Raw genomic sequence first — 20,890 nt, 5'->3', positions numbered from 1 at the left:
GGCGCTGCGAAGCAGCGACGGATTGGGGGAACCACGTGGCAATCAAGCCTCCGCCCGATAAGTCCGCCAGTCGCAAAAGGTGCGTGCATGGCGTAACTGCTTTTGGGGGGATTGGCAGCTTCGGCGACGGCGCTTTCCCTCCGACGCCGCCGATTGGCGAAAGCCGGCGTGACGTCCAATCTCCCCACTTGTGGGGGAGATGGCCGGCAGGCCAGAGGGGGCCCTGTCCCGCCAGCATCTCATATCTGCACCGTCACGATGCCCGTCGATGGTCTAATCATCGGCCGGAAACCGCCGCCGGTAGTGCTCGACGACTTCCGGATTGCGCAGGTTGACCGGCAGCTTGCCGGCGAGCACCAGCAACGCCTCGCCCGCCGCGCCGACACCCATGCGCATCATCGATTCCTCGGTGATGCCGGCAATGTGCGGGGTGACGATGACATTGTCGAAGCCGAAATAGGGATGGTTGGGCGGCAGCGGCTGCGTGGAAAAGACGTCGAGCGCGGCGCCGCCGATGCGGCTCTTTCGCAGGGCTTCGATCAGTGCCTCGTCGTCAACCACCGGGCCGCGCGAGACGTTGATCAGCAGCGCATTGGGCTTCATGCGGGCGATGCGCTCGCGGCTGATCAGGCCGCGCGTTTCCTCCGTCAAAGGGCAGCAGAGCACGATGACGTCGCTCTGCTCGACCAGCGCGTCGATCGACAGGAAGCCGACACGCTCGGGCGCCGGGCGCAGGCTGCGCGTCGTCGCCACGACATTGAGGTCGAAACCGTGCGCGGCGATGTGGCCGACGGCCTGGCCGACCGCGCCGAGGCCGACAATGCCGATCGTCTTGCCGGCAAGCTCGCTGGTCGAATTGGCATGCTCGCGCCCGGCAAGCCAGCCCTTGGCGCGCAGGTCGCGGTCCATCACGCGGAAACGCCGCAATAGGGCAAGCGCGGTGAACATCACATGCTCGGCCACCGAGCGGGCGTTGACGGCGGGCACGTTCGCGACCAGCACGCCGGCGGCCGTCGCCGCCTCGACCGGGATCATGTCCAGCCCGGCGCCGTGGCGGATAGCGGCCCGCAGGCTCGAAGCGCCCGCAAACAGTTCCGGCGGCAGCGGCGCCCGCACGATGACGATGTCGGCGTCGCGGGCCTCAGTGGTCAGCGTCTCCGGATCGAGCGCGGAAGCGACGACCAGCCGCCCGGCGCCGGCCAGCATGGCCGTGGCGCGTGGGTGCAGCGGATGCGTCGACAGGATTTTGCGCATGGGGATCCATTTGTTTCACGCAATTCCGGACGGAAACCGCTCACACTTTTCCTGGAATTGCTCAAGCCTTTTCGAGCGCCGCGCTTTTCGATTCTGTTCCGTGGCCTTCGATGATCCCTTTCCAGTAGCTCTCGGCGCCCTGCAAATGGGCGCTCATCAGAGCCTGGGCGAGATTGCCGTCGCGGCGAAGCAGCGCCTCGTAGATCTGGATGTGCTCGGCATGCGAGCGCACTGAGCGTTCGGGATCGTTGAAATAGATCGGCAGGCGCTGCTCGCCCATCAGGTAATAGACGCTGCAGATGTTATGGAAGACGCTGTTCTTGGTGGCACGCACGATCTCGAGGTGGAACTCGCGGTCCTCCTTGGCGAGGCCTTCACCGGCGGCGATGCGCTCTTCGGAGGCTTTCAGGATCTCGCGCAGGCGTTCGAAGTTTTCTTCCGTTGCGCGCGAGCAGGCAAGCTCGGCCGCCTTGATCTCATGGATCTTGCGCAGTTCTACCGTCTCATAAATCTGCACCGGATCGAGCGGCAGGCCGGCGCGGGCGAACAGCGCCAGCGCTTCCACGCTCGCCTGCTTGGTGTCGATATAGATGCCGGACTTGGCGCGCCGCTCGACGATGCGCATCGCCTCAAGGATGGCGAGCGCCTCGCGGATCTGGCCGCGGCTGACGCCGAAATGTTCCGCCAGCTCGCGTTCCGACGGCGTGCGGCCGGACTCCTTGTCCGAGTTGGAGAAGAGATAGGCGGCGAGTTCCGCGAGAAGGTTCTTTTCTTTCATTGTCAAATACGTTGCGCGTGCGCCTCCAGGAATCGGTCGGCGATGGTGAATCCCAATCCAGGCTTTTCAGGGATCGCTATCATACCGTCCTTCGCTTCGACAGTCTCCTCGACTAGGTCGTGGATCATCGGATTGGCGCCGAGCGAATATTCGATGATGAAGCTCGCGGGCGAGGCGGCGCACACATGCAACCCGGCGAAGAAGCAGGGCGCGCCGGCCCACAAATGCGGCGCGAGACGCAGGTTGAAGGCGCTGGCGATGGTGCCGATCTTCATCGCCTCGCTGATGCCGCCGCAGAACGCCGGATCCGGCTGGAAGATATCGGCCGATTTCAGCACCGCCAGGTCGCGGAAAGCGTAGCGCGTCGCCTCGCTCTCGCCGGTCGCGATCGGCGTCGAGCCCGAGGCGCGCACCTCGGCCATGCCCGGCTTGTCGTCGGCGATCACCGGCTCCTCGAACCAGGCGAGGTCGAGATCGGCGGTGAGCTGGATGAAGCGCTTGGCCTCGGCGACGGTGTAGGTGCCGTGCGCGTCGACCATCAGGTCGACCTCCGGGCCGATCGCCTGCCTTGCGGCGCGCACGCGCGCGGCCGAAAGATGCGGGGCGCCGTCCATGGCGCCGACGCGCATCTTCAGCGCCTTGAAGCCGCCCTTGGCGATGTAGGATTGCAACTGCTCGCCGATGGCGGCGGGGGAGGCCCAGCCGCCCGAAGCGTAGGCCTGCATGCGCTCGACCTTGCGGCCACCGAGCAGCCGCCATACCGGCTGCCCGAGCGACTTGCCGAGGATGTCCCAAAGCGCGATGTCGACGGCGCTGATCGCCGCCACGCTCATGCCGCGCCGCGCCAGCTGCGGCATGGCATGGCCTGCATGTGCCGCCGTCTCATGGCGCACGCCGTTATAGAGCATCTCCCAGATGATGCCGATGTCGGCCGGATCGCGGCCGATGAGCTGCGGGGCGATCTCATGGTTGAGCATATGGACGAGCGCGCCATAGCTGCCGGCGCTGCCGGCGGCGTTCTTGCCTTCGCCCCAGCCGACCAGGCCGTCATCAGTCTCGATGCGCAGAATCGCGGCATCGAACGTCGTCACTTGACCGAAGTCGCTGCGATGCTGCTTCGCGACTTCGATCGGGACACGGACCCACCACGCCTGAACGCTTTTGATGCGCATATTTTCCCTTCGGCCCCTCCGCCCGCCAGGCGGAAGGACAAGCTTTGATCGGAGGTCTACTTGATCAGCGGCAGCAGCGTTTCGGCGGTGATGCGCATCTGGTCGGTGTAGAATTTCTCCGTAAGCACGCTGGAGCCGTGGTCCTGGATGAATTTGAGCTGCTCGGGCGAGATGTCGACCGGATTGCGCTCGACCATCTCCGGATAGGGTGCGGCCGGCGTGCGGTCGACGGGCGCGACGAATTCGTTGGTCAGCGCGCCGTCATAGCCGACCTCCTTCAGCGTGCGCACGATCTTCGGCCAGTCGATCTGGCCAAGGCCGGCGGCGAAGCGGTTGTTGTCGGCGACATGGAAGTCGAACAGGCGTTTGCCGACCTGGCGGATCGCGTCATAGACGTTAAATTCCTCCATGTGGATATGGTAGGCGTCAAGGCAGACCCCGCATTCGGGGCTCACCGCATCGGCGAGCGCCAGCGCCTGGGCCCCGCGATTGAAGAGATAGGTCTCGAAGCGGTTGAGCGGTTCGATGGCGATCCGGACGCCGACCTTCTTGGCATGGGTGAAGCATTCGCGCGTGGCGTCGACCACCCAGCCCCATTCCTCCGCCTCGGTGCCGTCCGGCACCACCTTGCCGACGGTCGCGGGCACCAGCGTGATGATCTCGCCGTCGAGCTCGCTCACCATGGTGAGCACGTCCTTGACATATTGAACGGACCGCTCGCGCTGGCCCTGGTTCTTGGCGGCGAGGTTGCGTTCGCCGAGCATCAGCGTCACCGAACCCCAGCAGCGGATGCCGTACTCCTTCAGGAGCGCACGCGTCTCCTTGGTCTTGTACTGCTCGGGCTCGCCGGAAATCTCGATCGATTCGTAGCCGAACTTCTTGATGCGCTTCAGCGTCACCTCCAGCGGCTCCGCCCGCATCCAATTGTGCGTCGAAAGATGCATGGTCTATCCTTCCCAGAATTCGCCTGTCACATTTTACCCCGCGACGCCTCGGACAGAGGCGGCCGCACGTTTCCTCCCCAAGGCGTTGCCAGGTTTTCCTCGAAACTGGTTCGACCAATTGGGCCTGTCATGACCTCTACAGCAAATTTTCCTGCGCGGCAAGAAGTGGGCAGAGGAAGGCGGCCGTGCTGGACAATGCAATGATTTAATAGGGTAATTTCGCATTTCCAATTGCGGGTCCGCGGCTTCTTCCAGCTTTTCAGGCGCTTGACCGAACTACGGGATTTGGTAATACCAGAATGACATGGCGTTCAGATGCCGGTAGGACTGACCAAACAGGCTGGCCCTCGCTCCAATCGGCGCTATGCTTGGTCGCGAAAACAAGAGAGGGAGGATGCCGATGCCGACGACGATGAAGGGGCCCGGCCTGTTTCTGGCGCAGTTCGCGGGCGATGCCGCACCGTTCAATTCACTGGCTTCGATCGCCAAATGGGCGGCCGGGCTCGGCTACAAGGGCGTGCAGATCCCGACCTGGGACGGACGCCTGTTCGACCTCGCGAAGGCGGCCTCGTCGAAAGCCTATTGCGACGAGGTGAAAGGCATTTGCGCGGACGCCGGCGTCGAGATCACGGAACTGTCAACGCACCTGCAGGGGCAATTGGTGGCGGTGCATCCCGCCTATGACGCGCAGATGGATGGCTTCGCGCCGCCATCGGTGCATAACAATCCCAAGGCGCGCCAGCAATGGGCCGTCGAACAGATGAAGTTCGGCGCCAAGGCGTCGCGCAATCTCGGGCTGAACGCGTCGGTGTCGTTCACCGGCTCGCTGGCCTTCCCCTATCTCTATCCGTTCCCACAGCGGCCGGCCGGGCTGATCGAAGAAGCCTTCGGCGAGCTCGGCAAGCGCTGGAAGCCGATCCTCGATGTCTATGAGGACAATGGCGTCGATGTCGGCTACGAGATCCATCCTTCCGAGGACGTGTTCGACGGCGCGACCTTCGAGATGTTCCTAGACGCGGTCGGCGGCCACAAGCGCTGCAACATCAATTACGACCCATCGCATTTCCTGCTGCAGCAGCTCGACTATCTCGAATTCATCGACATCTACCACGAGCGGATCAAGGCGTTCCACGTCAAGGATGCCGAGTTCAACCCGACCGGACGGCAGGGCGTCTATTCCGGCTATCAGGGCTGGGTGAACCGGGCGGGCCGCTTCCGCTCTCTGGGCGACGGGCAGGTCGATTTCAGCGGCATCTTCTCCAAGCTCACCCAGTACAATTACGATTCCTGGGCGGTGCTGGAGTGGGAATGCTGCCTCAAGCATCCCGAGGACGGGGCGGCCGAAGGCGCGCCCTTCATCCAGCATCACATCATCCAGGTGACCGAGAAAGCCTTCGATGATTTCGCCGCCGGCACGACCGACAAGAAGCTGCTGCGCGCGATGATGGGGATTTGACCCGCGAACTTCCTTGAGAAGATTCGACTGCGGGTCCGGCAGGGTTGAATTCCAAGCCGCAGCGGACCCTTATACCCCGCCCGACGCCGCGCGTCGGTCCCTCTCCGCAAGGGGGAGGGTGAGGAGCCCAGAGGAGAGGACGAAAAATGGTCGGCGCATCGAAGTCGGAAACGGGAGGCGGCCCGATCCGCTACGGCATGGTTGGCGGCGGGCAGGGCGCCTTCATCGGCGCGGTGCACCGCATCGCGGCGCGCATGGACAATGATTTCGTGCTGGTCGCCGGGGCGCTGTCGTCGGACCCAGCGCGGGCCAAGGCTTCCGCTGCCGAGCTCGGGCTCGATCCGGCGCGCAGCTACAGCTCCTATGCTGAGATGGCCAAGGCCGAAGCCAAGCGTCCCGACGGCATCGAAGCGGTGGCCATCGTCACCCCCAACAATGTGCATGTGCCGGCGGCCAAAGCCTTCCTCGAGGCAGGCATCCACGTCATCTGCGACAAGCCGCTGGCAACCTCGCTGGCCGAGGCGAGGAAGCTTGCGGCGCTGGTCGAGAAGACCGGCAAGGTGTTCGTGCTCACCCACAATTACACCGCCTATCCGATGATCCGGCAGGCGCGCGAGATGGTGGCCAAGGGCCAACTCGGCGACATCCGCATCGTGCAGTCGGAATATCCGCAGGACTGGCTGACCGAGGATCTCGCAGCCACCGGCCAGAAACAGGCCTCATGGCGCTCCGATCCCAAGCAGGCAGGCGCCGGCGGCGCGCTGGGCGACATCGGCACGCATGCCTACAACCTTGCCCGCTTCGTCTCGGGGCTGGAGCTGGATTCTCTGTCGGCCGACCTCGATGCCTTCGTGCCGGGGCGCCAGCTCGACGACAATGTCAATGTCATGCTGCGCTTCAAGCCGGTCGGCAACAAGCATCCGGCCAAGGGCATGATCTGGGCAAGCCAGGTGGCGCCCGGCCATGAGAACGGGTTGAAGCTGCGCATCTACGGCTCGAAGGGCGGGCTGGAATGGGTGCAGGCCGACCCGAACTATCTCTGGTACACGCCGTTCGGCCAGCCGAAGCAGTTGCTCACCCGGGCCGGGGCTGGCGCGATGCCGGTGGCCGCACGTGTGACCCGTGTGCCATCCGGCCATCCGGAAGGCTATCTCGAAGGCTTTGCCAACATCTACCAGGAGGCCGCCCGCGCCATTCGCGCGGCGCGCCGGAAGGGCGGCAAGCCGGCTAAGGATGTGGTCTTCCCGACGATCGACGACGGTGTCGAAGGCATGGCCTTCATCGAAGCCTGCGTGAAGTCGTCTAAGAAGAATGGGGCGTGGACGAAGCTTTAGTCAGCGGCGGCGCCCCCTCACCCGGATTGCCAGCCGAATTGCAAACGCAATCCGGGGCAATCCGACCTCTCCCCGGTGGGGAGAAGGTGGCCGCGAAGCGGCCGGATGAGGGGGAGTGCGGCCCGCCAACGCAAATGGCTGGCCGCGAGCTGGGGAGGGGTGTCGATGAAAATCGGCATGTGTATGTTCTTGTGGACCACCAGCGTCTCGAAGAAGCACGAGACGCTCTTGAAGGACATCAAGGCGACCGGCTTCGACGGCGTCGAGATACCGGTCTTTGCGGGCGCGCCTGACGACTACAAGAAGCTCGGCGAGATGCTCGACCGCATCGGCCTGGAGCGCACCGCGGTCTCGGCGATGGGCGATCCGGCGATGAACCTGATCTCGCCGGATGCCGCGACGCGCAAGGCCGGCATCGACTACATGAAATGGGCGATCGACTGCAGCGCCGCGCTCGGCGCCAACACGCTGAGCGGCCCGCTGCACTCGACGCTCGGCGCCTTTTCGGGCAGCGGACCGACGGCGGCGGAAAAGAAGCGCTCGGTCGCCTCGCAGCGCGCCATCGGCGACCATGCCGGCAAGAGGGGCGTGACCATCGGGCTCGAAGCGCTCAACCGCTTCGAATGCTATCTGGTCAACACCATGGCCGACCTGTCGGAACATATCGACGCGATCGACCGGCCGCACATCAAGGCAATGTATGACACGTTCCACGCCAACATCGAGGAGGCCGATCCGATCGGCGCTTATACGAAGCATCGCCGCAATATCGTCCATGTCCACATTTCGGAGAACGACCGCGGCGTGCCGGGGCGCGGCAACATTCCGTGGAAGGAGACTTTCTCCGCCATCCGCAAAAGCGGTTATGACGACTGGCTGACGATCGAATCCTTTGGACGCTCGCTGAAGGATTTGGCTGCGGCGACGAAAGTGTGGAGGGATTTCGCGGAGAGCCCGGAGGCGGTTTATCGCGAGGGGTATCGGCATATCAGGGACGGGTGGAAGGGGGCCGCGTAGGCGCCTCTCCGTTCGTCATCCACGGGCGGAGCGGGAGCGAAGCGGACGCGAAGACCCGAGGATCCGTTCCGTGACGACGACGCTCCGCGATGATGCAGAATTCTGCACCGCTGCATTCTACGGCTCAGGTAACGGAATGGATCCTCGGGTCTGCGCCGCGTCGCTTCGCTCCTTGCTTCGCCCGTGGATGACGAAGACGCGAAATTACCCCCGCTCGGCCTGCAACCGGTTGTAATCATGCAGCGTGCGGCTCAGCCTTCGGCGCAGGACGTTCGAGATGTTGTCGAAGATGAAGACGACGAGCAGCGTCAAGAGCACCATGTAGAAGACGTTGGCCCAGTTCGAATTGGTGCGCATCGCTTCCCACAATTTCAGGCCGATGCCGCCGGCGCCGACGGCGCCGATGATGGTGGCGCCGCGGGTGTTCGATTCCCACTGATAGAGCGTCTGGCTGATGAACACCGGCACCACCTCCGGCAGCACGCCGTAGCGCTGCACCAAAATCTCGTTGGCGCCGGTCGAGAGCACGCCTTCCCGCGGTTTGTCGTCGATGTTCTCCAGCGCCTCGGAATAGGTTTTGCCCAACGTCCCGATCTCGGTGAAGAAGATCGCGGCGCTGCCGGCCAGCGGTCCAGGGCCGAAGGCGCGGGTGAAGAACAGCGCCCAGATCAGCATGTCGACCGAGCGCATGAAATCGAAGAAGCGCTTCAGCACTTGGCTCAGAACGCCGCTCGGCGTGATGTTGCGGGCGGCGAAGAAGGCGAGCGGGAAGGCGACGATGCCGCCGAGCAGCGTGCCGAGAAACGCCATGACGATGGTCTGCAAGAGCTTCGTCCAGACATCGCCGTGCTGCCACTGCGCGTTGTTCCAGAAATTGTCGGCGGCCAAAGCGAGGTTCGAGGTGCCCGGCTTGAGTTCCGGCCCGGAGACGATCAACGAGATGACTTCACCATAGGGTTTGCCGAAGAAGGGCGAGCGCGTATCGAAGACGAAATTCGCCCAACCGAGGAAGCGCTTGCGTATCTTGACGCGGTCGACGGTGACACGCACCTCGCCGGCAAAGCCGAGCTTGGCGACGATCTCGTCGTCATGGACGGTCACCCAGTCGGGCACCGGACCTGTCACCACTGGCTTGCTGCCGGTCAGCGCTATGGGCACGGTCACGCCGTTGGCCGTGATCGTCGCTTTGGTCTTGTCGAAGGTGACGGATTTGGCGTCGCCGTCGATCTGGACGGTGTGGGTGCCGTCGGGATTCTTGATTACCCAATCGGGATCGGGGTTCTCGCCGAGCGCCGAGAAGCGCGGATATTTCGGCGTGATCTCGGGCTGGTCGAGGCGGAACTCCGGCTGCAAATCATAGCTGATCCATTGCGACAGGAAGAGCGGCAGGCGCTCCCAATGCGACTCGCGCAGCACCTGCGGCAAGCTGAAGAACCACAGGGCGTAGCCAAGATAGAGCACGGTGCCCGCAACCAGCAGCAGCGGCCAGAAGCGCTTGTAGGCCGGCCGCTGGAAGATCTGCGGGTGGCGGTTTTCGATGGCGCTGATTTCGTCGGCGGTCATGGCGGCCATTTCACGCGCTCATCAGGAAAGCCTGCTCGCCGACGAGCTTGCGGCGCAGCCAGGCGGAGAACTGGTCGACGAGGATGATGGTGACGAAGAGCAGGAGCACCAGCGCCAGCGTCTTGGCGCCGAAGCCGCGCGAGATGGCAAGCTTCAGCTCCTCGCCAATGCCGCCGCCGCCGACCGCGCCCATGATGGTCGAGATGCGCACGTTGATCTCGATCCGGAGCAGTGTATAGGACATGAAATTGGGCAGCACCTGCGGCAGGTCGGCGAAGCGCACGCGCTCGAACCAGTTGGCGCCGACCGCGCGCAGGCCCTCCTCCGGGCGCATGTCGATGTTCTCGTTAATCTCGTAGAAGAGCTTGCCCAGCGCGCCGATCGAATGCAGACCGATGGCGATGATTGCCGCGACCGGGCCGATCGAGACGATCGCCGCGAACAGGCCGGCAATGACGATCTCCGGAAAGGCGCGCAGCAGTTCCATGAAGCGCTTGACGACGAGCCGCAGGATCGGGCTCGGCGTCAGGTTGCGCGCGGCGATGAAGGAGAAGGGAACGGCGAAGACGAAGCCGATGAAGGTCGAGACCAGCGCCACGTTCACCGTCGTCAGCATCAGCTCGAAATATTCGGGAATGTAGAAGCCGCCCCAGATGTAGACGCGGCCGAGCGGGAAGTTGAACTCCTGCGTGCCCTTGTCGCCGGGCGAGGCGATGTCGAACAGCGCACGCCAGACATCGTTCCAGTCCTTCGGGACCAGCCAGCTCAGGAAATCGAGGATGTGCGGCAGGCGGTCGAAAAAGTGGCCGGCATTGGCCTCGTCGGCGAACCACATGGTCGCGAACATGGCGACAAGCAGCAGGCCGACACCAAGCGCGGTGTAGAAGCGGCGCAGCGACGTCTGGCGCCGCCAGGCATCGGCCTGCTGGCGGGTGGCGTCGGAATGGATCGTTGTCGAAAGGGTCATGACTGTGAATGCAAAAAGGGCGGCGTTTTTTTGCGACGCCGCCCTTTTCCTGATGCCGTCAGCCGCCGATGGCGGCTTTGCGGGCTTCGACGATGACGTTGTAGAAGTCCGGCTTCACCGGCACGTAGCCGGTGAAGTCGCCGCCTTCGACGCCTTCGAAGCAGGCCTTGTCCTTGACCGGCAAGGCGGTGAAGAAGGCGGTGAGCTTGGCGGTCATGTCGTCGCCCAGCGCGGTGCGGACAACCAGTGGACCGTTCGGGATCAGGCCCGAGCGCCACACTTCGACGAAGTCGTTCGGGTCGACGGCGCCCTTGGCGACTTCCTTGTGGAAGGTGCCCGAGGTGTAGCCGTTCTTGAAGTCGCCGATGCCGGAGGAATCATCCACCGCAACGTCGACCTTGCCGTCGCGCACGGCCAGGATGTTGTTCTCGTGGCCGCCGTTGAACTGGGTCGAGGCGAAGTAGGTCTCGTTGGAAGCGCCGGTGTCCTTCGGAATCTGGGTCAGCGGGATCAGGTAGCCCGAGGTCGAATCCGGATCGGCGTAACCGAGCTTCTTGCCCTTGGCCGACTTGATGTCGGTGATGCCGGAGGTCTTGAGCGCCAGGCCAACTGAATAATAGCCGGTCGAGCCGTCGGTCTGCTTGGTGGTGAGGATCGGGGTGACCGCCTTCGGGTTCTTCAGATAGACGCTGGCGTAGCCGGACGCGCCGAGCTCGGCGAAGTCGAGCGTGCCGCCGAGCAGGCCCTGGATGACGCCGTCATAGTCGGCGGCCGGGAACAGCGAAACCTTCTCGAAGCCGAACTCCGACTTCAGGTGGTCGGCGAGGCACTGATAGTTGCGCAGACGGTCGGTCTCATTCTCGCCGCCGAGGATGCCGACGCGGAATTCCTTGATATCGGCGGCATGCGCGGCGCTTGCGGCCATGGCGAGCAGCGAAACCGCTCCAAAAACCATCTTCCTGAACATTTGCTCTCTCTCCTGTTGTTCCGGCTGCGCGCCGGCGGCGTTCTGATTTTTCAAGTCTTGCCTTTGACGCTGGCGGGCGATCCGGGTTGCTCTGCCGAAATCCAAGATTTGCCCGGACCGACTGGGGTCGGGGCGATGGACTCAGTAGCCAGGAAAGGCGGGTTCGAGCGGTCCGGCGGATGCGGTGATCTTGGGCCTGATGGTCACGCTGGTCGACGTGATCGCTTCGGAGATCTCGGCGCCGCTGGCGTCGGCGCCGTAGACGGTGCGCACGGCGTCGCGGTCGAGGTCTTGCGGGGCGCCGTCGAAGACGACCTTGCCGGCGGCCATGCCGATGATGCGGCCGCAATAGGCGCGGGCGGTGTCCAGCGTGTGCAGATTGGTGACGACGGTGATGCCTTCGCGCAGATTGATGTCGCGCAGCGAATCCATCACCACCTTGGCGTTGAGCGGGTCGAGCGAGGCGATCGGCTCGTCGGCCAGAAGCACTTTCGGCTGCTGCATCATGGCGCGGGCGATCGCGACACGCTGCTGCTGGCCGCCGGACAGCGTGCCGGCCGGCTGCAGCGCGGTGCGGGCGATGTCGAGGCGCTCGAGCGCGGCCACCGCCTCCGCGCATTCGGTGCGCGTGAACATGCCGAGCAGGTTGGAAACCGTGGAGCGATGGTTGAGGCGGCCGAGCAGCACATTGGTCAAGACGTCGAGGCGCGGCACGAGGTTGAACTGTTGGAAGATCATGGCGCAGTCGCGCTGCCAGCGGCGCAGCGGCGAGCCCTGCAGGCTGGAGACCTCGGCGCCGTCAAAAAAAATCGACCCCTGGCTGGGATCGATGAGGCGATTGATCATGCGCAGCAGCGTCGACTTGCCGGCGCCGGAGCGGCCAATGATACCGACCATCTGACCGCGCGGGATCGAGATGTTGATGTCGCTGACAGCGGTGTTCTTGCCAAATCGTCGGGTTACGCCGCGGATTTCGAGCGTGGCCGATGATGCTGACATACCAAAACTCCAGTCCGTCGCGGTTGCAGGTCTGTTAGCTCTCGCTAGCGCAGGCCGATGAAGCTGGGGTGTCGGATTGATGTCAGTTTTGTTACGAGTCACAGGCTTGGCGGGGAATGCTGGTCTGTGTCGCTGCTCGGCGTCAGCCAAGCACCAGCAGTTCCTCGAAATGCTTCATGTCCTTGAAGCTGCAAAAGGCCGGCGGCTTGAGCTCGATCACCGGAGCTTCGCGCTCGAGGAATGACAAGCAGTCATCGAACAGATCCTGCCAGGCCGCGGCCCGCTCGTCGGCGAGGCGGCGGATCTGATAGGCATAGGTGATGTGGAAGACATAGGTGTCGTGGTCCGGATGGCGGTAGCCGAACGGCACAGACAGCGCATCGCGCCAAGCTTGCAGGATCCGGCGATCCTGTTCGGTGGCGCCGGCGACGGTCAGGCCGGTCGGCACGACTTCGACAACCTTGATCTTGAAGGGTCCGTGGCCCTCGAAATCTTGCAGGCGATCGAGATAGAGGCGGGTCATGTCGTCGATGCCGGTGTCGAGCGGCACGTCCGAAGGCCAGTAAGGAAGGCGGCGGCGGTATTCGATAATGCCCTGGAAGAGCGTCATGTGGAGGCTTGAGATCGGCGTGAAGGCGAGGCGATCGGCATCCGGCATGGCAAGCATGCGTTCGCGCACCTCCACGATCGCTGCTTGCGAAGGCGAGCCTTCGACCAGATGGCAGACGACGGTGTTGCCCGGCTCGGGGAGAAAGTTGCCCGAGACGTCGTAACGGGTGCCGAGATGAACCGGCGGCGCCGGGTTGGAGCCTTCGAAAAATCCGGCGAGCGAGGGTCTAACAGTGGCGAGCATGGCGATCTCCTGGGGGAGATCGGCTCTTGTCCGAGTCATGTGTCAAAGGTGTGAATGGTGAATGGTGAATGGTGAATGGTGAATGGTGAATAAGAAGGGCTTCGTTGCCATTCACTATTCATCATTCACCGAAATCAGCCGCCATATTTTTCGAGAAACGCCTCTGCCGACAGTTCGCGAAAATCGTCGAGCGCGGCGCGCAACCTTGCATGGTCCCAGTCCCACCAGGCCAGGGCTTGGTAGCGCTCGGCGGTGCGGCGGTCGAAGCGCTCGCGGATCGGTTTCGCCGGCACGCCGCCGACGATGGTGTAGGGCGCGACATCCTTCGACACCACCGCGCCCGCGCCGACCGCCGCGCCGTCGCCGACGGTGACGCCGGGCAGGATGGTCGAGCCGTGGCCGAGCCAGGTGTCGTGGCCGATGGTGACGCGCTTGGCGCGGCGCTGCGCGAAAAACTCGCTCTCATGCTCGGCGTCGTCCCAATAGTCCGAGGCGCGATAGGTGAAGTGGTGCAGCGTCGGACGCGAGACCGGGTGGTTCGTGGCGTTGATGCGTACGCTTGCCGCGATGTTGGAGAACTTGCCAATAGTCGCGCACCAGACGGCACAGTCCTGCATCATGTAGGAATAGTCGCCGAGCTCGCATTCGGCGACGCGGCTGCGCTCGGCGATTTCGGTCCAGCGGCCGAGGGTCGAGTTTTCGACCTGCGCCGTCGGATGGATCAGCGGCGCCTCCGAGAGTTTCTTGCTCATGCGGCGATCTTTCCGGCGGCGAAGGCGGTGACGTCGATGACGCGGTCGGCGACCGCGTCGCGCACGTCGAGGTCGTGGAAGATGCCGAGGAGCGCAACGCCCGCCGCCTTCTTGGCGGCGATGAGCTCGACGACGACATCGCGATTGCGGGCGTCAAGCGAAGCGGTCGGCTCGTCGAGCAACAGGATCGGATGCTCGGTGATGAAGCCGCGCGCGATGTTGACGCGCTGCTGCTCGCCGCCGGAGAAGGTCGCCGGCGGCAGCGCCCAGAGTTTTTCCGGCAGGTTGAGCTGCGCAAGCAAGGAGCGAGCCTTCGCGCGCGCGGTCTCGCGATCCCCGCCGCGCTCGACCAGCGGCTCGGCGACCACGTCGAGCGCGGAAACGCGCGGCACGGTGCGCAGGAACTGGCTGACATAGCCGATGGTGTGGCGGCGCACGGAAAGCACGGTGCGCGGGCTGGCGGAGGCGAGGTCGATCAGCCCGCCGCCATGCTGGACGATGATCTGGCCTTCATCGACGGCGTAGTTGCCGTAGAGCATCTTCAGGATCGAGCTTTTTCCGGCACCCGACGGACCGCCGAGCACGGCGCATTCGCCGCCGCGGATCGAGAAGGAGACGCCCGCCACCACCGGCAGCGTGACGCCGTCGCGCAGATGCATGGTGAAGCTTTTGGCGACATCGGAAACGACGAGAGGAGTGGCCATCATCACACCTGCAAGATGGAAGAAACGAGGAGTTGCGTATACGGCGCGCGCGGATCGTCGAGCACGCGGTCGGTGAGGCCGCTTTCGACGACGTGACCGTCCTTCATCACCATCATGCGCTGCGACAGGAGCCGCGCCACGGCGAGGTCGTGGGTGACGACGATCGCCGCCAGCCCGAGATCGGTGACCAGCCCGCGCAGCAGATCGAGCAGACGCGCCTGCACCGAGACGTCGAGGCCGCCGGTCGGCTCGTCCATGAAGACGAGCCGCGGGCCGGTCACCAGGTTACGGGCGATCTGCAGGCGCTGGCGCATGCCGCCGGAGAAGGCGCGGGGCTCGTCGTCGATGCGGTCCTCGTCGATCTCGACACGCGACAGCCAGTCGACGGCGGTAGCGCGGATCCTGCCATAGTGGCGGTCGCCAACCGCCATCAGCCGCTCGCCGACATTGGCACCGGCTGATACGGTCATGCGCAGCCCGTCGGCCGGGTTCTGATGGACAAAACCCCAGTCGGTGCGCATCAGGAAGCGGCGCTCGGCCTCGCTCATGCGATAGAGCTCGCGCCATTGGCCATCGCGCATGCGGTAGCTGGCGGTGCCGGAGGAGGGCAGAAGGCGGGTCGACAGGCAGTTGAGCAGCGTCGTCTTGCCGGAGCCGGACTCGCCGACGACCGCCAGGACCTCGCCCGGCCAGAGATCGAAGGTGACGTTCTCGCAGCCGACGCGCGAGCCGTAGAATTTCGAAAGCGCTGAAACGCGCAGCAGCGGTTCGTCCGTCATTCGGCCGGCTCCGTCTTTTCCGGGACAAGATGGGCTTCGGGGGCAAGGTGGCCATGATGCCCATCGGCGCGTCGCTTCTCACAGTGGTCGGTGTCGGAGCAGACGAACATGTGGCCGCCATGGTCGTCGAGGATGACCTCGTCGAGATAGACATTCTCGGCGCCGCAGAGCGCGCAGGGCTGGTCGAAAGTCTGCACCTCGAAGGGGTGATCCTCGAAATCGAGGCTGACGACGTCGGTGAAAGGGGGCACTGCGTAGATGCGCTTCTCGCGGCCGGCGCCGAACAATTGCAAAGCCGGCGAACGATGCATCTTCGGATTGTCGAATTTGGGCGTCGGCGACGGGTCCATCACATAGCGACCCTCGACCTTGACCGGATAGGCATAGGTGGTGGCAATGCGGCCGTGCTTGGCGATGTCCTCGTAGAGCTTCACATGCATGAGGCCATATTCCTCCAGCGCATGCATCTTGCGCGTCTCGGTCTCGCGCGGTTCGAGGAAGCGCAGCGGCTCGGGGATCGGCACCTGGAACACCAGCACCTGGCCCGCCGTCAGCGGCTGCTCCGGAATGCGGTGGCGGGTCTGCATGATCGTCGCCTTCGCGGTTTCGGTGGTGACGTCGACCTTGGCGACCTTCTTGAAGAAGGCGCGGATCGAGACGGCGTTGGTGGTGTCGTCGGCGCCCTGGTCGATGACTTTCAGCACGTCGTCGGGACCGATGATCGAGGCGGTGACCTGCACGCCGCCGGTGCCCCAGCCGTAAGGCATCGGCATCTCGCGCGAGGCGAAGGGCACTTGGTAGCCGGGGATAGCGATGCCCTTCAGGATGGCGCGGCGGATCATCCGCTTGGTCTGCTCGTCGAGATAGGCGAAGTTGTAGGTTGCGATGTCGGTCGATTGCGCGTTCATTCCGCGGCCTCCCTTTTCTCTTCAGCCTTGTCCTCGTTTTCCCGCGCCTCGTATTCGGCGCGCATGCGGCGCACGAGGCCGAGCTCGGCCTGGAAGTCGACATAGTGCGGCAGCTTCAGATGCTCGACGAAGCCGGTCGCCTGCACATTGTCGGAGTGGGAGATGACGAATTCCTCGTCCTGCGCGGCGGCGACGATATCCTCGCCAAGCTCGCCCGCGCGCAGCGCCCGGTCGCACAGCGCCATCGCCATCGCCTTGCGCTCGCTCTGGCCGAACACCAGGCCGTAGCCGCGGGTGAACTGCGGCGGCGCCTTGGCCGAGCCCTTGAACTGGTTGACCATCTGGCATTCGGTGATGCGGATGGAGCCGAGCGGCACGGCGAAGGGCAGCTCCGGGACGTCGAGCTCCAGCTCGACCTCGCCGATGCGGATCTCGCCGACGAAGGGATGGTTGCGGGCGTAGCCGCGCTGCGTCGAATAGCCGAGCGCCAGGAGAAAACCTTCGTCGCCGCGCGACAGCGCCTGCAGGCGGATGTCGCGAGCCATCGGGAATTGCAGCGGCTCGCGCGTGATGTCGCCGGGGACATGGTCGAGCGGCATTTCGCCATCGGCCTCGATCAGGCCTTCATGGGCGAGGATCGCCGAAACGCGCGGCATGGCCTCCGGCTCGACCGGGCGCTGCGCCGGCGTCTCGACTTCGGCGCCGGCGGCGAGCTCCGGATCGAGCAGGCGGTGGGTGTAGTCGAAGGTCGGGCCGAGCACCTGGCCGCCGGGCAGATCCTTGTAGGTGGCCGAGATACGACGCTCGACCTGCATCGCGCCGGTATCGACCGGATTGGTGTAGCCGAAGCGCGGCAGCGTGGTGCGGTAGGCGCGCACCAGGAAGATCGCCTCGATCATGTCGCCGCGCGCCTGGACGACGGCGAGAGCCGCCAGCTCGCGATCGTAGAGCGAGCCTTCGCTCATCACGCGGTCGACGCCGAGCGCCAGCTGTTCGACAATCTGGTCGAGGCGCAGCGCCGGCACCGAGCGATCGCCGCGGCGGCGGTCGGCCAGCAGGCGGTGCGCATTGGCAATGGCGGCTTCGCCGCCCTTCACCGCGACATACATGTCATGCCTCTATCGACTTGATGCGGGTGGTGCGCGGCAGGCAGGCGAGGCTGCCCGGCGCCGCCAGGATGATGTCGACACCGCGCGGAAAACGTTGGTTGTTCTGCTTCCACTGCTCAACGAAATGGCGCGGCATGCCCGGAGGCGCGATCATTGACGTTTTTTCGATGCCGGGGCCCTCAAGCAGCAGCGACGGGCCCGAGGCAAGGTCGTCGACCAGGAGGATCAGCGTCGTCGAGCGGTCGGGATATTCCTGCGTGCCTTGCGCAAAACCGTCGAGCGCCGCCATCTCCTTCGGATTGGCGATCAACGCGAAATGCGCGTCGGCCGGCGTGTTGGCCAAGGGCGCGCCGGTGTGGAAGCCGAGCCAGGCCTTGACCGAAGCTTCCGCCTGCAGCGGCGGATCGAGCCAGACCGGCGTGTCGTTGTCGCAGAGCGAGAGCGCCACGGCGCCGGCCGTCGCCGACAACGGCGCCGGCGGCCGGGTGAGCTGCGGCAGGGCCTGCATGGAGCCCGGGCGCGCCATCGCGTCCATGATGGCGCGGAAGACGGCCTGAGCATTGAAGACCGGCTCGGCGAAGCCGCCGTCGATCGATTGCGTGGCAATATCCATCAGTCTTCTCCGCGCACCATGGTGAAGAAATCCACTTTCGTGGCCGCCGTCTCGACGCGCCGCGTCTCGCGCGCCGCATCGAGCGCCGCGCGCAAGGGCGCGGCGAGCTTCGTCTCGACTGCTTCACGCTGCGCCGGGTCCTGCCACAGCGCGTCGGCGATCGCGGCGAGCCTGGCCTTGTCCTTGTCGCGGCCGAGCGCATAGGAATGGCCGACCTGGCCGGAGGGCAGCCGCACCGTGGCGCGGGTGACGGTCGCCTCGCCAACATTGAACGGCGCGCCACCGCCGCCGATCCGTCCGCGCACCGTCACCAATCCGGTTTCGGGGCCGCGCAAAAGCTCGGCCTCGGAGGGCAGTCCCGACTCGCTCCACAGGCGCGCGATCTCATCGGCTTCGGCATGCGCCAGCGTCGCCATCAAGGCTTTCCGCCCGGCCTGCTCGCGCGCTTCCTGTCCTCGCATGGCATTGCTCCTGACATAGCGTAAATTTGTCTATTGATATAGACAACTGTACAAATTATACCTATCTCCTAACGGGAGTCCATGACGGGTGGATGACAGGCCCGGAAAATTGCCCGGGCTGGCGAAGAAATGGGGGGCGATGAATGACCGGACTGGCGAGCAGCATCGAAAGGCGCAACGGCGTGTCGCTGTGGCGGCAGATCGCCGACCGGATCCTGCAGGGGATCGCGAGCGGCGATTTCGCGGAGAATGCGGCGCTGCCGCCCGAAGTCGCGCTGGCCGAGCGCTACGGTGTCAACCGCCACACGGTGCGCAGCGCCATCGCGGCGCTTGTGCAGGAAGGCGTGCTCAGGGCCGAGCAGGGCCGCGGCACCTTCGTCCTGTCGCGCAAGCGGCTGTCCTATCCGATCGGCGCGCGCACGCGCTTCTCGACCGGGCTGCAGGGGCAGACGAGCGAGCGGCATATCGCGCTCCTGTCGTCCTCGACGGAGCCGGCCAGCCGGCGCATCGCCGATGCGCTGGGCATCGCCAAGGGCGCGGCCGTCATCCGGCTGGAAACGCGTGGCGAGGCCGATGGTCATGCGGTGTCACGCGCCACGACCTGGTTCGACGCCAAGCGCTTCGCCGGTATCGAGGCGGCCATGGCGGAAACAGGATCGATCACCGCCTCGCTGAAGCGTTTCGGCATCAATGATTATCTGCGGCATTCGACCGTGCTGTCGGCTCGCCACGCCGATGCCGACGACCTCGCAGCGCTCGATCTGCAGCCGGGCGCCATCGTGCTGGTCACCGTCGCCGTCAACGTCACGCTGGACGGCGAGCCGATCCAGTTCGCGGAGTCGCGCTTTCCAGCGGAGCGGGTGGAGTTGAGGCTTTCGGCTGGCGATTAGTCCCGCCCATCATCACTCCAGTGCGATTAATCTCGGAGTCGTCATCCACGGGCGGAGCGACGCGAAGCGGAGCGCAGACCCGAGGATCCATTCCGTTACCTCGACCGTGGAATGCGACAGAGCAGAATTCTGGATCGTCGCAGAGCTTCGAAGTCACGGAATGGATCCTCGGGTCTGCGCGCGTCGCTTCGCTCGTTGCTCCGCCCGTGGATGACGAAGGGGTAGGCGCTTCGGCCAATCACCAAGGCTGTGATTGCCAGATATCCAGGGCGGAAATCTCTATGCCGGCGTCTCTCACCCCACCTCGATCACAGCCTTGATCAGCCCCGATTTCTCATGCGCCCACCGCGCCAGATCGCGCGGCGTTCCGGCGAGCGTCGTGCGATGGGTGACGAGCTTGCCCAACGGCACGGCGCCGTTGCGGATCGAAGCGGCGACATGCTCAAAATCGGCCTTCAGCGCGTTGCGGCTGCCGACCAGCGTCATCTCACGCTTGTGGAATTCGGGGTCGGAGAAGGTGATGTCGTCCTTGACGACGCTGACCAGCACCAGCGTGCCGCCATGTGCGACATGGGCGAAGGCGGACTGCACCGACGCCGTGTTGCCGGTCGCGTCGAAGACGAGGTCGAACCCTTCGCCGCCGGTCGCCTGCCGCACTAGGTCCGCAGCCGCTGCCTTCGAGGTGTCGAGCGGGACAAAGCCGAGTTCCTTTTCGGCGAAGCCGAGGCGTTCGCTGCTCATATCGAGCAGGCTGACATCCAGCCCGGCAATACGGGCGAAGATCGCCGTGCCCAGCCCGATCGGGCCGGCGCCGATGACCAGCGTGCGCTGACCAGGCGTTCCAACCGATCTGCGCACCGCATGCGCGCCGATCGCCAAAAATTCCACCGCCGCGGCATCGGCCAGCGACAGGCCATTTGCCGGATAAAGATTCTGCGCCGGCACCAGGATCTCGTCGCACATGGCGCCGTCGCGATGGACGCCCAGCACCTCGATCCTCACGCAGCAATTCGGCTTGCCATGCCGGCAGGCGATGCATTGGCCGCATGAAAGATAGGGGTTGATGATGACTGGTTCGCCGACGGCAAGATCGACGCCTTCTCCCTTCTCGACGATGGTGCCGGAAACCTCATGGCCCATGATGCGCGGATAGGCGAGGAAAGGATGCTTGCCTTCGAAGATGTGATAGTCGGTGCCGCAGATGCCGACATGGCTGACGGCGACGCGCGCCCAGCCGGGTGGCGGCGCCCCGGGCGCTGCGCGGTCTTCGAGGACAAGGTCGCCGGGCGAACGGCAAACGACGGCTTTCATGTCGCAAATCCAAAGCAAAAGAGCGCCGGCCTCGCTCGAGCGGGGCCGGCGCGGACGTT

General features: G+C 64.8%; 21 protein-coding genes. 4 read left to right on the top strand and 17 right to left on the bottom strand.

Features of this window, described 5'->3' with window-relative positions:
• Nucleotides 1–273: 273 nt before the first annotated feature.
• From E5X34_RS06565 to E5X34_RS06550, 4 genes are all read right to left on the bottom strand, one after another.
• Complete coding sequence (locus tag E5X34_RS06565; protein WP_292562363.1) at nt 274–1,254, bottom strand: hydroxyacid dehydrogenase; 981 nt, start codon at nt 1,252–1,254, stop codon at nt 274–276.
• A gap of 61 nt (nt 1,255–1,315) precedes the next feature.
• Nucleotides 1,316–2,032, bottom strand: coding sequence for a FadR/GntR family transcriptional regulator (locus E5X34_RS06560; protein WP_292562361.1), 717 nt, complete (start codon nt 2,030–2,032; stop codon nt 1,316–1,318).
• A gap of 2 nt (nt 2,033–2,034) precedes the next feature.
• Nucleotides 2,035–3,204, bottom strand: coding sequence for a mandelate racemase/muconate lactonizing enzyme family protein (locus E5X34_RS06555; protein ID WP_292562359.1), 1,170 nt, complete (start codon nt 3,202–3,204; stop codon nt 2,035–2,037).
• Between the two features lie 56 nt (nt 3,205–3,260).
• The gene (locus E5X34_RS06550; protein WP_042640703.1) at nt 3,261–4,148 is read right to left on the bottom strand and encodes a sugar phosphate isomerase/epimerase; all 888 of its coding nucleotides are present in this window, start codon (nt 4,146–4,148) and stop codon (nt 3,261–3,263) included.
• Between the two features lie 400 nt (nt 4,149–4,548).
• On the opposite strand from E5X34_RS06550, the gene E5X34_RS06545 reads away from it, so the two are divergent.
• The 3 genes from E5X34_RS06545 (at nt 4,549) to E5X34_RS06535 (ending at nt 7,955) form a co-directional block, all read left to right on the top strand.
• Nucleotides 4,549–5,604: a sugar phosphate isomerase/epimerase gene (locus E5X34_RS06545; RefSeq protein ID WP_292562357.1), complete on the top strand. Its 1,056-nt coding sequence runs from the start codon at nt 4,549–4,551 to the stop codon at nt 5,602–5,604.
• Nucleotides 5,605–5,750: 146 nt separating this feature from the next.
• Entirely contained in the window at nt 5,751–6,938 is a 1,188-nt protein-coding gene (locus E5X34_RS06540; RefSeq protein ID WP_292562356.1) for a Gfo/Idh/MocA family oxidoreductase, read from the top strand.
• Between the two features lie 165 nt (nt 6,939–7,103).
• On the top strand, nt 7,104–7,955 hold the full coding sequence (locus E5X34_RS06535; RefSeq protein WP_292562355.1) for a sugar phosphate isomerase/epimerase: 852 nt from the start codon (nt 7,104–7,106) through the stop codon (nt 7,953–7,955).
• A gap of 204 nt (nt 7,956–8,159) precedes the next feature.
• Here E5X34_RS06535 and phnE (E5X34_RS06530) read toward each other — a convergent pair whose 3' ends face one another.
• From phnE (E5X34_RS06530) to phnG, 12 genes are all read right to left on the bottom strand, one after another.
• Complete coding sequence (phnE, locus tag E5X34_RS06530) at nt 8,160–9,527, bottom strand: phosphonate ABC transporter, permease protein PhnE (RefSeq protein WP_292562353.1); 1,368 nt, start codon at nt 9,525–9,527, stop codon at nt 8,160–8,162.
• Between the two features lies 1 nt (nt 9,528).
• On the bottom strand, nt 9,529–10,485 hold the full coding sequence (gene phnE, locus E5X34_RS06525) for a phosphonate ABC transporter, permease protein PhnE (RefSeq protein ID WP_292562351.1): 957 nt from the start codon (nt 10,483–10,485) through the stop codon (nt 9,529–9,531).
• A 58-nt stretch (nt 10,486–10,543) separates the two neighbouring features.
• On the bottom strand, nt 10,544–11,452 hold the full coding sequence (gene phnD, locus E5X34_RS06520) for a phosphonate ABC transporter substrate-binding protein (RefSeq protein ID WP_292562349.1): 909 nt from the start codon (nt 11,450–11,452) through the stop codon (nt 10,544–10,546).
• Nucleotides 11,453–11,593: 141 nt separating this feature from the next.
• The gene (gene phnC / locus E5X34_RS06515; RefSeq protein ID WP_292562347.1) at nt 11,594–12,451 is read right to left on the bottom strand and encodes a phosphonate ABC transporter ATP-binding protein; all 858 of its coding nucleotides are present in this window, start codon (nt 12,449–12,451) and stop codon (nt 11,594–11,596) included.
• 142 nt (nt 12,452–12,593) lie between these two features.
• Nucleotides 12,594–13,304, bottom strand: coding sequence for a DUF1868 domain-containing protein (locus E5X34_RS06510; RefSeq protein ID WP_292562346.1), 711 nt, complete (start codon nt 13,302–13,304; stop codon nt 12,594–12,596).
• A gap of 134 nt (nt 13,305–13,438) precedes the next feature.
• Nucleotides 13,439–14,056, bottom strand: coding sequence for a DapH/DapD/GlmU-related protein (locus E5X34_RS06505; protein WP_292562344.1), 618 nt, complete (start codon nt 14,054–14,056; stop codon nt 13,439–13,441).
• The gene (phnL, locus tag E5X34_RS06500) at nt 14,053–14,760 is read right to left on the bottom strand and encodes a phosphonate C-P lyase system protein PhnL (protein ID WP_292562342.1); all 708 of its coding nucleotides are present in this window, start codon (nt 14,758–14,760) and stop codon (nt 14,053–14,055) included. Before phnL ends, E5X34_RS06505 begins: the two co-directional genes overlap by 4 nt.
• Before the next feature lie 2 nt (nt 14,761–14,762).
• Nucleotides 14,763–15,539, bottom strand: coding sequence for a phosphonate C-P lyase system protein PhnK (gene phnK, locus E5X34_RS06495; protein WP_292562340.1), 777 nt, complete (start codon nt 15,537–15,539; stop codon nt 14,763–14,765).
• On the bottom strand, nt 15,536–16,447 hold the full coding sequence (locus tag E5X34_RS06490) for an alpha-D-ribose 1-methylphosphonate 5-phosphate C-P-lyase PhnJ (protein WP_292562339.1): 912 nt from the start codon (nt 16,445–16,447) through the stop codon (nt 15,536–15,538). Before E5X34_RS06490 ends, phnK begins: the two co-directional genes overlap by 4 nt.
• A complete protein-coding gene (locus tag E5X34_RS06485; RefSeq protein ID WP_292562337.1) occupies nt 16,444–17,556 on the bottom strand; it encodes a carbon-phosphorus lyase complex subunit PhnI in 1,113 nt (370 codons plus the stop codon). The genes E5X34_RS06490 and E5X34_RS06485 overlap by 4 nt, the downstream gene beginning before the upstream one ends.
• 1 nt (nt 17,557) lies before the next feature.
• Nucleotides 17,558–18,169, bottom strand: a complete 612-nt coding sequence (gene phnH, locus E5X34_RS06480; RefSeq protein ID WP_292562335.1) for a phosphonate C-P lyase system protein PhnH — start codon at nt 18,167–18,169, stop codon at nt 17,558–17,560.
• Nucleotides 18,169–18,630 carry a phosphonate C-P lyase system protein PhnG gene (gene phnG, locus E5X34_RS06475; protein ID WP_292562333.1) on the bottom strand — a complete coding sequence of 154 codons (462 nt, stop codon included), beginning with the start codon at nt 18,628–18,630 and terminating at the stop codon, nt 18,169–18,171. Before phnG ends, phnH begins: the two co-directional genes overlap by 1 nt.
• 143 nt (nt 18,631–18,773) lie before the next feature.
• On the opposite strand from phnG, the gene phnF reads away from it, so the two are divergent.
• A complete protein-coding gene (gene phnF, locus E5X34_RS06470) occupies nt 18,774–19,520 on the top strand; it encodes a phosphonate metabolism transcriptional regulator PhnF (RefSeq protein WP_292562331.1) in 747 nt (248 codons plus the stop codon).
• 294 nt (nt 19,521–19,814) lie between these two features.
• On the opposite strand, the gene E5X34_RS06465 is transcribed toward phnF, so the two are convergent.
• Complete coding sequence (locus E5X34_RS06465) at nt 19,815–20,831, bottom strand: zinc-binding alcohol dehydrogenase family protein (RefSeq protein WP_292562329.1); 1,017 nt, start codon at nt 20,829–20,831, stop codon at nt 19,815–19,817.
• Between the last annotated feature and the right edge of the window lie 59 nt (nt 20,832–20,890).

The organism is Mesorhizobium sp. (assembly GCF_004963255.1).
In the GTDB taxonomy this organism is placed as follows: domain Bacteria; phylum Pseudomonadota; class Alphaproteobacteria; order Rhizobiales; family Rhizobiaceae; genus Mesorhizobium.
This window is presented reverse-complemented; position numbering and strand designations above follow the sequence as displayed.

Coding starts and splice junctions, on each gene's coding strand:
- phnH (WP_292562335.1), bottom strand. CDS start 18,169: ATGGATATTGCCACGCAATCGATCGACGGCGGCTTCGCCGAGCCGGTC.
- E5X34_RS06465 (WP_292562329.1), bottom strand. CDS start 20,831: ATGAAAGCCGTCGTTTGCCGTTCGCCCGGCGACCTTGTCCTCGAAGAC.
- phnD (WP_292562349.1), bottom strand. CDS start 11,452: ATGTTCAGGAAGATGGTTTTTGGAGCGGTTTCGCTGCTCGCCATGGCC.
- E5X34_RS06545 (WP_292562357.1), top strand. CDS start 4,549: ATGCCGACGACGATGAAGGGGCCCGGCCTGTTTCTGGCGCAGTTCGCG.
- E5X34_RS06535 (WP_292562355.1), top strand. CDS start 7,104: ATGAAAATCGGCATGTGTATGTTCTTGTGGACCACCAGCGTCTCGAAG.
- E5X34_RS06560 (WP_292562361.1), bottom strand. CDS start 2,032: ATGAAAGAAAAGAACCTTCTCGCGGAACTCGCCGCCTATCTCTTCTCC.
- E5X34_RS06505 (WP_292562344.1), bottom strand. CDS start 14,056: ATGAGCAAGAAACTCTCGGAGGCGCCGCTGATCCATCCGACGGCGCAG.
- E5X34_RS06565 (WP_292562363.1), bottom strand. CDS start 1,254: ATGCGCAAAATCCTGTCGACGCATCCGCTGCACCCACGCGCCACGGCC.
- phnC (WP_292562347.1), bottom strand. CDS start 12,451: ATGTCAGCATCATCGGCCACGCTCGAAATCCGCGGCGTAACCCGACGA.
- E5X34_RS06540 (WP_292562356.1), top strand. CDS start 5,751: ATGGTCGGCGCATCGAAGTCGGAAACGGGAGGCGGCCCGATCCGCTAC.
- E5X34_RS06550 (WP_042640703.1), bottom strand. CDS start 4,148: ATGCATCTTTCGACGCACAATTGGATGCGGGCGGAGCCGCTGGAGGTG.
- E5X34_RS06555 (WP_292562359.1), bottom strand. CDS start 3,204: ATGCGCATCAAAAGCGTTCAGGCGTGGTGGGTCCGTGTCCCGATCGAA.
- E5X34_RS06490 (WP_292562339.1), bottom strand. CDS start 16,447: ATGAACGCGCAATCGACCGACATCGCAACCTACAACTTCGCCTATCTC.
- E5X34_RS06510 (WP_292562346.1), bottom strand. CDS start 13,304: ATGCTCGCCACTGTTAGACCCTCGCTCGCCGGATTTTTCGAAGGCTCC.
- phnF (WP_292562331.1), top strand. CDS start 18,774: ATGACCGGACTGGCGAGCAGCATCGAAAGGCGCAACGGCGTGTCGCTG.
- phnK (WP_292562340.1), bottom strand. CDS start 15,539: ATGACGGACGAACCGCTGCTGCGCGTTTCAGCGCTTTCGAAATTCTAC.
- phnE (WP_292562351.1), bottom strand. CDS start 10,485: ATGACCCTTTCGACAACGATCCATTCCGACGCCACCCGCCAGCAGGCC.
- phnG (WP_292562333.1), bottom strand. CDS start 18,630: ATGCGAGGACAGGAAGCGCGCGAGCAGGCCGGGCGGAAAGCCTTGATG.
- phnE (WP_292562353.1), bottom strand. CDS start 9,527: ATGGCCGCCATGACCGCCGACGAAATCAGCGCCATCGAAAACCGCCAC.
- E5X34_RS06485 (WP_292562337.1), bottom strand. CDS start 17,556: ATGTATGTCGCGGTGAAGGGCGGCGAAGCCGCCATTGCCAATGCGCAC.
- phnL (WP_292562342.1), bottom strand. CDS start 14,760: ATGGCCACTCCTCTCGTCGTTTCCGATGTCGCCAAAAGCTTCACCATG.